15 protein-coding genes are annotated in these 14,491 nt (G+C 40.4%); 11 read left to right on the top strand and 4 right to left on the bottom strand.

All coding sequences use genetic code 11. The features are described from left to right. Positions 1-1,425, bottom strand: a 1,425-nt coding sequence (locus ACJAT7_RS14285; protein WP_415227473.1) for a PstS family phosphate ABC transporter substrate-binding protein, incomplete at its 3' end; no start/stop codon positions are given. A 521-nt stretch (positions 1,426-1,946) separates the two neighbouring features. On the opposite strand from ACJAT7_RS14285, the gene clpS reads away from it, so the two are divergent. Both clpS and clpA read left to right on the top strand, forming a co-directional pair. Continuing rightward, entirely contained in the window at positions 1,947-2,273 is a 327-nt protein-coding gene (clpS, locus tag ACJAT7_RS14280; protein ID WP_415227472.1) for an ATP-dependent Clp protease adapter ClpS, read from the top strand. A gap of 45 nt (positions 2,274-2,318) precedes the next feature. Then, entirely contained in the window at positions 2,319-4,571 is a 2,253-nt protein-coding gene (gene clpA, locus ACJAT7_RS14275; protein WP_415227471.1) for an ATP-dependent Clp protease ATP-binding subunit ClpA, read from the top strand. A gap of 103 nt (positions 4,572-4,674) precedes the next feature. Here clpA and infA read toward each other — a convergent pair whose 3' ends face one another. After that, positions 4,675-4,893, bottom strand: a complete 219-nt coding sequence (gene infA / locus ACJAT7_RS14270; protein WP_238740542.1) for a translation initiation factor IF-1 — start codon at positions 4,891-4,893, stop codon at positions 4,675-4,677. A gap of 173 nt (positions 4,894-5,066) precedes the next feature. Continuing rightward, the gene (locus ACJAT7_RS14265; protein ID WP_415227470.1) at positions 5,067-5,786 is read right to left on the bottom strand and encodes an arginyltransferase; all 720 of its coding nucleotides are present in this window, start codon (positions 5,784-5,786) and stop codon (positions 5,067-5,069) included. Between the two features lie 106 nt (positions 5,787-5,892). Here ACJAT7_RS14265 and ACJAT7_RS14260 point away from each other — a divergent pair, with 106 nt between their 5' ends. The 9 genes from ACJAT7_RS14260 to nqrM all read left to right on the top strand — a co-directional run bounded on the left by ACJAT7_RS14260 (position 5,893) and on the right by nqrM (position 13,608). Beyond that, positions 5,893-6,204, top strand: coding sequence for a BolA family protein (locus ACJAT7_RS14260; protein ID WP_415227469.1), 312 nt, complete (start codon positions 5,893-5,895; stop codon positions 6,202-6,204). Between the two features lie 293 nt (positions 6,205-6,497). Then, a complete protein-coding gene (locus tag ACJAT7_RS14255; RefSeq protein ID WP_415227468.1) occupies positions 6,498-7,838 on the top strand; it encodes a Na(+)-translocating NADH-quinone reductase subunit A in 1,341 nt (446 codons plus the stop codon). Positions 7,839-7,840: 2 nt separating this feature from the next. Next, entirely contained in the window at positions 7,841-9,049 is a 1,209-nt protein-coding gene (locus ACJAT7_RS14250; protein WP_415227467.1) for an NADH:ubiquinone reductase (Na(+)-transporting) subunit B, read from the top strand. After that, the gene (locus ACJAT7_RS14245) at positions 9,042-9,818 is read left to right on the top strand and encodes a Na(+)-translocating NADH-quinone reductase subunit C (protein ID WP_415227466.1); all 777 of its coding nucleotides are present in this window, start codon (positions 9,042-9,044) and stop codon (positions 9,816-9,818) included. Before ACJAT7_RS14250 ends, ACJAT7_RS14245 begins: the two co-directional genes overlap by 8 nt. Further along, positions 9,811-10,443: an NADH:ubiquinone reductase (Na(+)-transporting) subunit D gene (locus ACJAT7_RS14240; RefSeq protein ID WP_415227465.1), complete on the top strand. Its 633-nt coding sequence runs from the start codon at positions 9,811-9,813 to the stop codon at positions 10,441-10,443. The genes ACJAT7_RS14245 and ACJAT7_RS14240 overlap by 8 nt, the downstream gene beginning before the upstream one ends. Positions 10,444-10,448: 5 nt before the next feature. Beyond that, positions 10,449-11,057 (top strand): NADH:ubiquinone reductase (Na(+)-transporting) subunit E, encoded by a 609-nt coding sequence (nqrE, locus tag ACJAT7_RS14235; RefSeq protein WP_415227464.1) that lies wholly within the window; start codon positions 10,449-10,451, stop codon positions 11,055-11,057. Positions 11,058-11,123: 66 nt separating this feature from the next. Further along, positions 11,124-12,347 (top strand): NADH:ubiquinone reductase (Na(+)-transporting) subunit F, encoded by a 1,224-nt coding sequence (nqrF, locus tag ACJAT7_RS14230; RefSeq protein ID WP_415227463.1) that lies wholly within the window; start codon positions 11,124-11,126, stop codon positions 12,345-12,347. Between the two features lie 5 nt (positions 12,348-12,352). Then, positions 12,353-13,384 carry an FAD:protein FMN transferase gene (locus ACJAT7_RS14225; RefSeq protein WP_415227462.1) on the top strand — a complete coding sequence of 344 codons (1,032 nt, stop codon included), beginning with the start codon at positions 12,353-12,355 and terminating at the stop codon, positions 13,382-13,384. Then, positions 13,384-13,608 (top strand): (Na+)-NQR maturation NqrM, encoded by a 225-nt coding sequence (nqrM, locus tag ACJAT7_RS14220; RefSeq protein ID WP_415227461.1) that lies wholly within the window; start codon positions 13,384-13,386, stop codon positions 13,606-13,608. The genes ACJAT7_RS14225 and nqrM overlap by 1 nt, the downstream gene beginning before the upstream one ends. 61 nt (positions 13,609-13,669) lie before the next feature. Here nqrM and ACJAT7_RS14215 read toward each other — a convergent pair whose 3' ends face one another. Then, positions 13,670-14,119: a YaiI/YqxD family protein gene (locus tag ACJAT7_RS14215; protein WP_415227474.1), complete on the bottom strand. Its 450-nt coding sequence runs from the start codon at positions 14,117-14,119 to the stop codon at positions 13,670-13,672. Positions 14,120-14,491 lie beyond the last annotated feature (372 nt).

The following is a 14,491-nucleotide window of genomic DNA, read 5'->3' as shown; positions in this document are numbered from 1 at the left end:
GAGTCCTATCTGTTCAACAATATCTTGTCCTGCGCGAGAGGTGATAAAATTAGCCAACTCCTTAACCATCTTATTGCCGACAGAGGGGGCATACACATATAGGCGGCGAGCGAGAGGGTAGTCTTCTGTGCTTATGGTAAAACGGGTTGGGTAGATGGGCATTGTGCTGTCAGAGGCAGCAATCGCAATCGCTTTACTGTTATTGACATAGGGTAAGCCGATAAAACCGATTGCAGCGGTATCTTTTGCTACTTCCTCAGAAAGCTCACTACTTGATTCATAGCGTCTTGCATTGCTTATTAACTGTTTACCATTGGCCTCTAACACTACGCTTTTAAAGGTGTCCCAGGTGCCTGAATTTCTATCTCGGGCATAGACGTTAATCTGTAAATCAGGACCGCCCAGCTCTGCCCAATTACCTATTTCACCTGAGAATATTTTTGCTAAGATTTCACTGCTAAGGTGAGCAATCGGGTTCTTCGGGTTGACAATAACCGCAACGCCATCCAACCCTATAATGTATTCTTGCCCTGATAGTCCTAAATCACCGTATAAAGGGCGTAATAATTGCACCTCTTTATCTTTGATTTTTCGTGATGACATGGCCATATCGGCTTTACTGTTTAAAATATCTTTAAATCCGGTACTTGATCCATGCGCATGCAATTCAATGGCATAAATATGATCATCTTTAATATATTGCAATTCGCGCTCAACTTGCTCCGTGCCCTGAACCCAAAGCATTTCAGTGATCCCTTGAGATTTCAAATACGCCTCTAATAATGCGGGTGCCAGGCTTTCCCCAACCGTGTTGGAGCCGTGCAAACGAAGGCTGATTATTCGATCTGTACTGGGTAAAGCGAGGGGAATAATAAGGGGATCACTTTTAAGGGCGGCAGTGACTGCTGCAATGGTGATCGGTGAGTCCTCTATCACGGGCTCTGGTTTTTCCTCAATTAACAGGGGCGCTGCAAGAGGTGCATCGGGCGTTAATGAGATATAGAGATAACCATTTTGCCATGCCCAAAAAACCGTAAGTGAGATAAAAAACAGTGCAGAGAATGCGATTAGACTAAATCTGCTGCGCTTGATTTCAATTTTTTCTGTGGTCACTCGGTTACGTGTTTTTTCGCTTGGGCGTTGTGGAGAAGGTAGAGAATCTAGCATAAAAGAATCTATCGTTGGTTTTTCTGTCGGGGGCTTTATATAAACCGGTACTCTTCTTAATAAATGGATCTGTTTATTTAATGTCTCATTGTCTAATTCACTGAGTTCATTGAGTACCGTCTCTCTGTATTGCTTATCTTGAGCCATTTTGTCGAGAGAAATATGAATATTAAATTCACTCTTCGCAATTGCCTGTAACAATGAAAGCTGCTTTTTAAATAACGGATTTAAACTTAAGTTAGCATTCTGCTCTGACATTTCATTTCCTGTCTTTAGATTTAAAAAGGTCGCTGCTTAAGATAGGTAACCACCTGATAATTTCCATCTATTATAAGGATCTAAATGACAATAGTATGACAGCCTGATTATTATTTCAGAATCTCAATTGAGTGGATGGCTGCCAATTGTTATTGAATAAGTTAAAAACAGTTGGAGCGATCCTGTTGAGCGGAAAAACATCTGGCGCCGCTTGTTATTTAGCTGCTTAGCGGATAAATAAAAACGTTTATATCTCGTACGGAAATTTCTGTGGAGCAGGCGTTATTCGCCATATTTAAAGAGAATTTGCTGTTACTGAAGATTGCTATATAAGAGAAAAAAAGAGAATGTTTTGATATAAAAAAAGGGGCGTTGGTATGACTTCCCACGTCAAGTTAACGGGGACTAAATAAGCAACGTTTGCACATTGGTGAACTAACCATTAATCTACTCTCTTAATAGATCGTTTTCGCCGAAAATTAAATTTTTCATAACTTTATTAAATAAGACTAAACTTAAAAATGAGCGATAAGAATTCCCCTAAAACAGGTAACGAATCAGCTACAATCGAGCAATCTTTAACAAAGCTGGTTCCTCCTTCAATGTATAATGTGTTGTTGCATAATGATGATTATACGCCGATGGATTTTGTAATTGATGTGTTGCAGCATTTTTTCCGATTAGATAATGAGAGTGCAACTGAAGTTATGCTTAACGTTCACTATAAAGGGGTTGGTATTTGTGGAACATTCATTGCAGAAATAGCTGAAACCAAAGTGGCGCAAGTGATGAAATATGCGCAGGAAAATGAACATCCACTGCGTTGTTCAATGGAAAAAGAATCATAGATATGGCAAACGTTCGTTCAGTACTTAAATTTCCAGGAGGCTTTTATGTTAGATAAAGCGTTAGAAAATAGTTTAGATTTAGCCTTCCATTTTGCCTTCGAAAAATCGCATGAATTTATGACGGTTGAGCATCTGTTACTTGCTCTGCTCGAAAATGATGAGATTAAAAAATTATTAACAGCATGCTCTGTTGATCTGGTTTCTCTGCATATTGAGATCGCCACATTTTTAGAAAGCATTCCAGCCATACCTGAAGTACAGACACAACAAATTGAAATTCAACCTACTATTGCTTTTGAACGGGTTCTGCAGCGCGCAATTTTTCATGTGCAATCATCTGGAACTGTCGATGTATCTGCAGCGAGTGTATTGGTTGCTATCTTTAGCGAGCAAGAATCGCAAGCGGTTTATTTTTTGAAAAAAGCACACCTTTCGCGCTTAGATGTGGTCAATTATATCTCCCACGGAATTGCTAAGCCGACTGATTCGGCACCTGAATTTTTTCAAGAGCAAGAAGAGAGAGAAACGATTGTTGAAGAAGAGATGCCTTTTACCGTCAATCTAAATGAACAGGTAGAAGCGGGGATTATTGATCCTTTGATTGGACGAGATAAAGAGATAGAGCGTTGTGTGCAGATTTTATGCCGTCGTCGTAAAAATAATCCATTATTAGTAGGCGAAGCCGGGGTCGGTAAAACGGCGATTGCTGAGGGACTGGCGTACCTGATTGTTAATAAAAAGGTTCCCGAAGTTATTGAAGATAATATAATTTATTCACTGGATATGGGCGCGTTGCTGGCGGGCACAAAATACCGAGGTGAATTTGAACAGCGTTTTAAAACAGTATTAAGCCAACTGGAAGCACAAGATAATGCTATTTTATTTATCGATGAAATTCATACCATTATCGGAGCGGGTGCAGCAACAGGCGGACAGCTTGATGCGGCCAATTTATTAAAACCGTTATTAAGTGGCGGTAAACTACGTTGTATGGGATCGACTACTTATAAAGAGTTTGGTCAGATCTTTGAAAAAGAGCATGCATTAGCGCGTCGTTTCCAAAAAGTAGATGTCCTTGAACCGTCAGTGAAAGAGACCGAGCAAATATTATTAGGTTTACGCTCGCGTTATGAAGCGCATCATCATATTCGTTATACCAATAAAGCATTAACGGCAGCCGCGGAATTGAGTGCAAAATATATTAACGACCGTCATCTTCCGGATAAAGCGATTGATGTGATCGATGAGGCGGGATCGCAAATGCGCTTATTACCGGCAACTAAGCGTAAAAAAACCGTTGGTGTATTCGAAATTGAAAGCATCATAGCTAAAATTGCACGTATTCCACAAAATTCGGTGAGTAGTTCAGATAAAGAGCAGTTAGCTAAATTATCAGAACGCCTAAAAATGACCGTGTTTGGTCAAAATGATGCGATTGATCTGTTAGCCGATGCCATTCATTTAAATAGATCGGGGCTTTCTGATGAGTCCAAGCCGATTGGCTCATTCCTTTTTGCAGGTCCCACTGGTGTGGGTAAAACCGAAGTAACCCAACAGCTTGCTAAAGCGATGGGAATCGAGCTTTTGCGTTTTGATATGTCGGAATATATGGAAAAACATACTGTTTCTCGTTTATTAGGTGCCCCCCCAGGCTATGTTGGCTATGAGCAAGCCGGTTTATTAACGGATGCTGTTGTTAAGCATCCCTATGCGGTTCTGCTGTTAGATGAGATAGAAAAAGCACACAGTGATATCTACAATATTTTATTACAGGTAATGGATCACGGCACATTGACCGATAACAATGGTCGTAAGGCAGATTTTAGAAATATTATTTTGGTGATGACAACCAATGCAGGAGTTCGGGAAACGGTTAAACAAAATATTGGTTTTAAAGATCAAAAAGACTCTCATAAAGTGATGGATGAAATCAATAAACTATTTTCTCCTGAGTTCCGTAACCGTCTGGATAATATAATTTGGTTTAATCACCTCGAGTTAGATGTTATTTATAAAGTCGTTGATAAATTTATTGTACAGTTACAAGCGCAACTTGATAAAAAACAGATCTCGTTAGAGGTTAGCGAAACTGCGCGTAGGTGGTTAGCTGAGGAGGGATATGATCGCTCTATGGGCGCGAGGCCAATGGCGCGTTTAATTCAAGAAAAGTTGAAAAAACCACTTGCTAATGAGATCTTATTTGGTGGTTTGCAAAATGGCGGAAGCGTTACTGTCTCATTCGATAAGGAGGGGCAGGGGATAATATTTGATTATGCTAAAACGCTAGAATTGGGGTAAAATTTTAATTTATCTTTTTCTAAACAATAAAAAACCAGCTTCAGCTGGTTTTTTATTGCTCTTTTAAATTTTTTTTAAAGAGTGATATTACGGAGCTAAAAAATTAACGGGCACGGAATACAATACGACCTTTCGATAAATCGTAAGGTGTAAGTTGAACTGTTACTTTATCGCCAGTAAGAATACGGATGTAGTTTTTACGCATTTTACCTGAAATATGTGCTGTAACAATGTGACCATTTTCTAATTCTACGCGGAACATTGTGTTAGGCAATGTATCTAAGATTGTGCCTTGCATTTCAATACTATCTTCTTTTGCCATTGGCGATGGATCCTTTGTATTTTATATATACCCAAGTGATTTTGGTGAGCTTGTCATTTCAATCGGCGCATAATGCCAGAATTATCGAATAGGGTAAAGGATTGTTGCTTATTTATTGAGCCCTTTATGATAATTATAGTAAGTAAAGAGTGAGTAAATAGAAATAAGGCACTTTAATTAAAATTAAACCATTGGCCATCTATAAATCGCTGATGCGGATTAAACTGTGTTTTGTAATTCATCTTTTGGCATTTTTCTATGTAATAACCGAGATATAACCAATCAATATTAAACTCCTTTGCTAAGTTTAATTGGCATAATACGGCAAATGTCCCGAGGGAGTGATGCAGATAATCGGGATCATAAAAACAGTAGAATGCACTCCATGCTCTGTTGTCTTCGCCATTCACTTGATCGGTAACACTGACGCAGATCAACTTATCTTGATCATAAATTTCAACAAAAAGCGTTTTATTCCAAGTCGCTTTAATAAATCCTTCATATTGGCTGATAGAGGCGGGAAACATAGATCCGTCCGAGTGAACGGTATTAATATAACGCTGATATAAATCGAAGTATTGTGGCTTGCTAGTTTCACTTATTTTTATCTTCAATTTTTTGTTTTTATTGAATAAACGTTTCTGGCTACGTGAAAGTTTAAAGTGCGTCGTCGCTATGCGTAGTGATTGGCAGGCCTGACAATGTGTGCAGTGCGGGCGATAAACTTGAGAGCCGCTGCGGCGGAAGCCATTTGCCAGTAAAGTCGGGTAAAAATGTTGACCATTAATTTGCGGAGCGACCAGCATCAGCAGTTGTTCTTTCTGATCCGGTAAATAGGAGCAGGGAAACACTTTTGTGATTGCAACATTTAATGAAGGGGTTTGGGTGGACAAATTTGACCTGCTACCGTTGTGTTGATTGATAAATAAACCTTACCAAATGAGTTGGTCTTTGTTACAGTTTCAGGCGAAATAATAACACCATAGCAGAGTATAAAAAATGAACGTACAAACAATAATGGAAAAAAAAATCGAGCAGGGCATCGCGTTTGAATTTTTTAAAATTGAAAATGAGAGCTATCGTCATGCTGTGCCCGTTAATTCAGAAACACACTTTAAAGTAATATTAGTGAGTGAAATTTTTGCAGAAATGCCGCTTCTTGCCCGTCACCGTTTAGTGAATGAATTGTTGAGCGAAGAGTTGGCAGGACCTGTACATGCTTTGGCTTTACATACCTATACAGGCGCACAGTGGCTTGAAAAAAACAAACTCGCACCTGATTCAGGTAACTGTTTAGGTGGCGGGAAATAACAAAAAGCAGATTTTACTAATTGAATGAAATAGTTACTTTCTTGGAATTTTAGTGGCTCTTGAATGTTAATAAAAAGGTGTTTATGTAAATTATTTTCACATTAAAATTTGATCTGGCATCAATAAGCTTATTTTTCAGATGGTAACCCCCATTCATAATGGTATTATGGGGCTGAATTTTTTGGTCGCATGTTAACCTGTTGTTGCTATTTTGCTGTCGATCAGAAAATGTTTCATGTTTTTATGCCGCAAGGCATCTAACTTTTCTTCCCGTAGACATAGTGCAAGAGAATATGATTACTATAAAAAAAGGGCTAGATCTCCCGATTTCAGGAGCCCCAGAGCAGATAATTCAGGATGGTCCAGCCATTACTGAAGTTGCGATACTGGGTGAAGAATATGTAGGAATGCGTCCGTCAATGGCTGTAAAAGTTGGTGACATTGTAAAAAAAGGTCAAATCCTTTTTAGCGATAAAAAGAATGAAGGCGTTAAATTTACCGCTCCGGCATCTGGTGTAGTGAAAGAGATAAATCGTGGTGCAAAACGCGTGTTGCAGTCGGTTGTTATTTCAGTTTCAGGTCAAGAGAGCCTCTCTTTTCCTAAATATGAAAGTGCACAACTGACAGATATTAAGCGCAGTGTAATTGTTGAAAACCTGGTTGAATCTGGTGCATGGACCGCGCTGCGAACCCGTCCATTTAGTAAAGTGCCTGAAATCAAAGCACTCCCCGCGTCTATTTTTGTCACAGCGATGGACACTAATCCTTTGGCTGCTGACGCTGAGCTGATCATCAATGAGAATCAACAAGCATTTACGGATGGCTTGGCGCTGTTATCGCAACTGACTGCTGGCAACGTTTATGTTTGTAAAGGTGAATCGAGTTTACCCAAATCAAGCCAGAAAAATGTGCAAGAGAAGCTATTCTCTGGTGTGCACCCGGCGGGTCTGGCTGGTACGCATATTCATTTCATTGATCCTGTATCGTTAACTAAGTCGGTGTGGTCCATTAATTATCAAGACGTTATAGCATTCGGTCTACTGTTTACCAGTGGCGAGCTTTACGTCAATAAAGTTATCTCGCTGGCTGGCCCGGCGGTAAAAAAACCGCGTCTGTTACGCACGACAATAGGTGCTTCAATTACCCAGTTGACCGCAAATGAATTAATCGCTGGCGAAATACGCACAATTTCGGGCCCTGTATTATGTGGCGTGAGAGCCGCGGGACCCCATGCATTTCTTGGCCGTTATCATAATCAAGTCTCCGCTTTGGTTGAAGGTTATGAAAAAGAGTTATTTGGTTGGGGTGTACCTGGCGGTGATAAATTTTCTGTCGCTAAGGTTTTCACTTCGGCGCTAAATAAAGCGAAACGTTTTGCTTTTACCACAACAACGGGTGGCAGTAAGCGAGCTATGGTGCCAATTGGTCAATATGAACGCGTTATGCCGTTAGATATTTTAGCGACTATCTTATTACGCGATCTCATTGTGGGTGACAGTGACGGGGCGCAAACATTGGGCTGTTTGGAGTTAGATGAAGAGGATTTGGCATTATGTACTTATGTTTGCCCTGGTAAATATGATTACGGTTCAATCTTACGTGAAAATCTAAGCAAAATTGAAAAGGAAGGCTAAGAATGAATCTTAAGCATCTACTTGAGAAAATGGAGCCGCATTTTGAAGCGGGGGGGCGCTATGAAAAATGGTTTGCTCTATTCGAAGCAACATCCACTTTTTTATATACACCCGGGCTTGTAACCAAAGGGCTTACTCACGTACGGGATGGTATCGACCTTAAACGTATGATGATTTTTGTCTGGCTAGCTACATTTCCGGCGATGTTTTATGGCATGTACAATTCGGGAGTACAGGCTAATGAGGCGATTGTTGCCGGATTCTCTGCATTTGATGACTGGCGCTTTGCCATCCTGAATATTTTGGGTGTCACGACCGGAGGTAATGCTGGCGTATTGGATAACCTGCTATTTGGCGCAATGTACTTTGTGCCCATTTATGCCGTAACCTTTATGGTGGGGGGATTTTGGGAACTGTTATTTGCAACTGTACGTAAACATGAAGTGAATGAAGGTTTCTTCGTTTCATCTGTACTCTTTGCGTTGATCGTGCCTGCTACGATTCCACTATGGCAGGTTGCTTTAGGTATTACCTTCGGCGTTGTTGTGGCGAAAGAGATTTTCGGTGGAACGGGGCGTAACTTTATGAATCCCGCATTGGCTGGACGCGCATTTCTATTTTTTGCATACCCTACTAGTATCTCCGGTGATTCGGTATGGACAGCAGTGGATGGTTTCTCCGGTGCGACACCTTTAAGTGTTGCCGCTCAAGGCGGATTAGACGCAGTAGCACAATCAGGTTTAACTTGGATGGATGCGTTTCTTGGTCATATGCAAGGCAGTATCGGTGAGGTATCAACATTAGCGATTTTAATCGGTGGTGCATTTATCGTGATAACGGGTATTGCATCATGGCGAATTATTAGCGCTGTAATGGTGGGTATGGTCTCTATGGCTTGCCTGTTTAATTTTATCGGCAGTGATACCAATCAGATGTTTGCATTACCTTGGTATTGGCATCTTGTTACGGGGGGATTTGCTTTTGGTATGATCTTTATGGCAACCGATCCTGTGTCTGCATCATTTACTGACAAAGGTAAGTGGGCTTACGGTTTTTTGATTGGTGTGATGGTGGTATTAATTCGTGTTGTTAATCCGGCCTTTCCAGAAGGTATGATGCTGGCGATTTTATTTGCTAATCTGTTCGCTCCACTCTTTGACTATTTTGTTGTGCAGGGAAATATCAAACGGAGGTTAGCGCGTAATGTCTAATAAAGAAACATTCGGTAAAACGATAGGGGTTGTGCTGGCGGTATGTCTGGTCTGTTCAATTATTGTTGCAGGTTCTGCTGTTGGTCTTCGCGAAATGCAATTAGCGAATAAAGCGAAAGATAAACAGAACAATATTCTTGCTGTCGCTGGTTTACAAACGGATAAGTCAAATAAAGAAATATTTTCTTCTAATATACAGACGCGTTTAGTTGATTTAAGCAGCGGAAATTTTGCTGAAGGTGTTGATCCTGAAGATTATGATCAACGTAAAGCGGCCAAAGATCCGCAGCGCAGTATCAAACTCAATGGAAAGGAGAATATTGCAAGTATTGGCCGCCGGGCTAATTTAGCGACTGTTTATCTTGTCTCAGATGACCAGGGTAAATTACAGCGTGTTATTCTGCCGGTACATGGGGCTGGTTTATGGTCAACCATGTATGCTTTTGTTGCTGTCAAAACAGATGGTAATACTATTGCAGGTATCACTTATTACGAACAGGGTGAGACGCCGGGATTAGGTGGGGAAGTTGAAAATCCGCGCTGGGTCAAACTTTGGCCGGGAAAAGAGTTATTTGATGCCCAGGGCAACCCTGCAATTAAAGTGGTAAAAGGAGAAGTTGCACCAGATTCCAAGCATAAAATTGATGCTTTGTCAGGTGCTACATTAACCAGTGCTGGCGTTCAAAATACCTTTACTTTTTGGTTCGGAGAACAGGGTTTTGGTCCATTTCTTAATAAATTTCGCCAAGGAGCGCTAACAAATGGCTAAATCTAATGAAATAAAGGCGGTTTTAATTTCGCCAATAATAGGCAATAACCCGATCACATTACAGATTTTAGGGATTTGCTCCGCGTTAGCCGTAACAAGTAAATTAGAAAACGCGGTTGTAATGACGGCTGCAGTGATTTTTGTAACTGCATTTTCTAACTTTTTTATCTCTACGATCCGTAATCACATCCCCAATAGTGTCCGTATTATTGTACAGATGACCATTATTGCATCACTGGTTATCGTTGTTGACCAATTCCTGAAAGCATATGCATTTTCGGTCTCTAAGCAATTATCGGTTTATGTGGGTTTAATCATCACTAACTGTATTGTAATGGGACGAGCAGAAGCTTTTGCGATGAAGAATAAACCTATCGCAAGCTTTATGGATGGCATAGGAAATGGTTTAGGTTATGGCTTGATTCTTGTTCTCGTTGGCGCTTTCCGTGAGTTGTTTGGTTCCGGTTCTTTATATGGCTTCGTAATCTTACCACTCACCTCGAATGGCGGTTGGTATCAAAGTAATGGTTTGTTGTTACTAGCTCCCAGTGCTTTCTTTATTGTTGGTGGAATTATCTGGGCTTTCCGGACTTTCAGACCAGACCAAGTCGAGCCTAAGGAGTAAGTTAAATGGAACATTATCTAAGTATATTTGTGCGTTCTATTTTCATGGAAAATATGGCACTGGCTTTCTTTTTAGGCATGTGTACCTTCCTTGCGGTTTCTAAGAAAGTTAAAACCGCGATGGGCTTGGGCGTAGCAGTTATTGTTGTACTGGGTATCTCAGTACCGGTTAACCAGATTATCTACTTTAATCTGTTGGCGCCGGGTGCATTGGGATGGGCTGGTTTTCCTGATGCCGATCTCAGCTTCTTAGGTTTCATCACCTTTATTGGTGTGATTGCGGCATTAGTGCAGATATTGGAAATGGTATTAGATAAATATTTCCCGGCTCTGTATCAGGCATTAGGTATTTTTCTGCCTCTGATCACTGTTAACTGCGCTATTTTTGGCGGTGTAGCCTTTATGGTACAACGCGAATATGACCTGGTTGAATCAGTTGTTTACGGCGTTGGTAGTGGTGTTGGTTGGATGTTGGCCATTGTTTTGTTAGCGGCTATCCGTGAAAAAATGAAATATTCAGACGTACCAGCAGGGTTGCGAGGATTGGGAATTACCTTTACAACTGCAGGATTAATGGCAATAGCCTTTATGTCCTTCTCCGGTATCCAACTGTAATTATTACTGTTTTAAGTTAAATGTAATTTCGGGGGCCAAGTCCCCCTCAAAACAAGGAAAAAGTCGATGGAAATCTTTCTCGGCGTAGCCATGTTTACCATTATTGTTTTAGCGTTAGTTGTTATTATTTTGGCAGCAAAAGCAAAATTGGTGAGCACGGGCGAGATAACAATCTCAATTAATGACGATTCAGAAAAAAGTATTACTACGCAAGCTGGCGGGAAACTGCTCGGTGCTCTGGCAAATTCGGGTATTTTTGTCTCTTCTGCCTGTGGTGGTGGTGGTACATGTGGTCAGTGTCGCGTTAAAATTAAATCAGGCGGGGGAGATATCCTTCCCACTGAATTAGATCATATTAATAAATTGGAGGCAAAAGAAGGTGAACGCCTAGCTTGTCAGGTAAGTGTTAAAGAAAACATGAACATTGAATTACCCGAAGAGATTTTTGGTGTGAAAAAATGGGAATGTACCGTTATCTCTAATGATAACCAAGCGACCTTTATTAAAGAGCTTAAGCTGCAAATCCCAGATGGTGAAACTGTGCCATTTAAAGCCGGTGGTTACATTCAAATTGAAGCGCCTGCTCACCATGTTAAGTACAAAGATTTTGATATAGAAGAGCAATATCGTGGTGATTGGGAGCATTTTGGTTTCTTTAACATAGAATCAAAAGTGAATGATGAGACCATTCGCGCATATTCAATGGCAAACTATCCCGATGAAGCCGGCATAATAATGCTCAATGTTCGTATTGCAACACCTCCGCCAAGAGATATGTCATTACCCCCTGGTAAAATGTCATCGTACCTTTTCAGCTTAAAAGCGGGTGATAAAGTGACTATTTCCGGGCCATTTGGTGATTTTTTTGCCAAAGAGACCGAAAGTGAAATGGTATTTATTGGTGGTGGTGCTGGAATGGCGCCAATGCGTTCACATATTTTCGATCAGTTCGGTCGTTTGAAAACTAAGCGTAAAGTCAGTTTCTGGTACGGTGCGCGTTCTAAACGAGAAATGTTTTATAACGAAGATTTTGACAGCATTGCTGCTGAAAATGAGAATTTTGAGTGGCATGTGGCCTTAAGTGATCCGCAGAAGGAAGACAACTGGGACGGTTACACTGGTTTTATTCATAATGTATTGTTGGAAAATTACTTAAAAGACCATGAAGCTCCGGAAGACTGTGAGTACTATATGTGTGGTCCACCGGTGATGAATGCGGCTGTTATTGCCATGCTTAAGGATTTAGGCGTTGAAGATGAAAATATCGCCCTTGATGATTTTGGTGGTTAATTTTAATGGTTAAATCTTTATTACACTGGCTGGCCTTAACTGGGCTGGCCTTTTTTGTTTCTTCATGTGTGAAAACGGAGTCAACGCTTTTACACATTCAGGGGCAAACCATGGGCACCTATTATCAAGTTAAATATGTGCTAGATACTAACCAACAAAATAATAAAAAGTTATCCATTGAAACGCTGCAAGCAGAGATTGATAAGCGTCTTGAGTTAGTCAACGATCAGATGTCGACCTATCGACCTGATTCAGAGTTATCGCGTTTTAATCGCGCCGAAAAATCACTGATAGTTTCAGATGCTACGCGTCGCGTTGTTGAAGACGCTTTGCTTTTATTTAAGCAAAGTAATGGCGCATATGATATTACGGTAGGGCCTCTTGTTAATATATGGGGCTTCGGCCCGGATAAAAAACCGAATAAAGTACCTTCTGATGAGTTGATTGCAGAAAAACGCAAGATAGTCGGCAGTCAGTACTTATCAGTTGAAGGCAATCGATTAAGCAAATCGATACCTGAACTTTATCTGGATCTATCGTCAATAGCGAAAGGTTACGGTGTTGATCTGATTGCTGATTACCTGCAACAGTTAGGTATCAATAATTACCTTGTTGATATTGGTGGCGAGCTGCGTGTGCATGGTTTTAAACCGGCCAATGAACAGTGGACACTCGCTATTGAGCGCCCAGTCGCAGGGCAAAACGTGCAGCGCTTAATACATATTGGCGATAATGCGATTGCCACTTCAGGGGATTATCGTAATTATTTTGAATCTGATGGTATTCGTTATTCACACACTATCGATCCACAAACAGGGAAACCGATTAATCATAAATTAGTTTCTGTCACTGTGATTGATAAAAGTAGTATGCATGCCGATGGTTTAGCGACGGCAATTACCGTACTGGGTCCTACAGCGGGACTGGCCTTTGCAAAAGAGCAGCATCTTCCTGTGTTTTTATTAGTAAAAGCGGGTGATGACTTTATCGAACAGTTCACTTCAGAGTTTGAACCTTACTTTCTTGAGGAAAAATAATGTTTTATTTTATGGCGACTTTTGTGGTTTTTTTAGTTGTGATTATCGCCATGGCAATTGGTTATATTTTTAATAAAAAAACAATTTCAGGCAGCTGTGGTGGTTTAGCTTCAGTGGGAATCGATAAAGAGTGTGATTGCCCGGATCCTTGTGAAAATCGTAAAAAAATGGATCGAGAAGCACTGCGTGCAGAAAAGCTAAATAGTGAAGGGCGTATAATTTAATTTAGTCCTTTTTAGGCAACGAATAGTATTTAAAATGGGGAGCTATCCCCATTTGAAATTGTCATTTTGTACTTTTTTGTAGCCATCTATCTAACGCATTAGCAAATGTCTGTTTTTCTTTATCACCAAACTTATTGGGGCCACCACTAATCTGCCCTGTATTGCGCAGCTCTTCTGCAAAATTACGCATTGCCAGACGTTGACGAATATTCTCCACCGTATAGAGCTCCCCACGAGGATTAAGTGCAGTAATACCTTTTTCAACAATCTCTGCCGCCAATGGAATATCCTGAGTTATCACTAAATCGTTAAGCTCAGCGTGCTGGCTAATATAGTTATCCGCCACATCAAAACCTTGTGCGACCCGCACAGTTTTAACTAGGGGGCGTGTTGGAACGGGTAAAGGGCTATTGGCTACAAAAACAAGCGGCGTATTGGTTCGTTGGCTTGCTCGTAAAACTATTTCTCTTACAGTGACTGGGCATGCATCTGCGTCAATCCAAATTGTCATCATTAAATCTCTTTAATTATTAGAAGGGGTATTAAACTCCTTTTCGCAGGAATCACTACGCTGAGAGGAACTTAATATATCCATAACAAAGATAATATTTAACTCAAACAGCGAAAGCAATTTATTGTACTAAGGAATGGGAAATGGAGTTAGAAATAAATTTTCATTTCAAATTAAAGAGGGTTTTTTTGTAAAAAGTTCACTTTTTAATCAAATAGAAGTTGACAGATTTTTAAAGCAATATATAATTCGTCGCAGCTTGAAAGTTCGTTTTATATTTATGTTCGATGTTCCGTATTATGTACCGAATCCTATACTTCATAAGTAATAGCAACACTTCTAGCAAACTGCCTTGATTTACAAGGTTAAATT

The organism is Psychromonas sp. (genome assembly GCF_047632995.1).
Classification (GTDB): Bacteria; Pseudomonadota; Gammaproteobacteria; order Enterobacterales; family Psychromonadaceae; genus Psychromonas.
The sequence above is the reverse complement of the archived record's forward strand: the minus strand, read 5'-3'. Positions and strand labels throughout refer to the sequence as shown.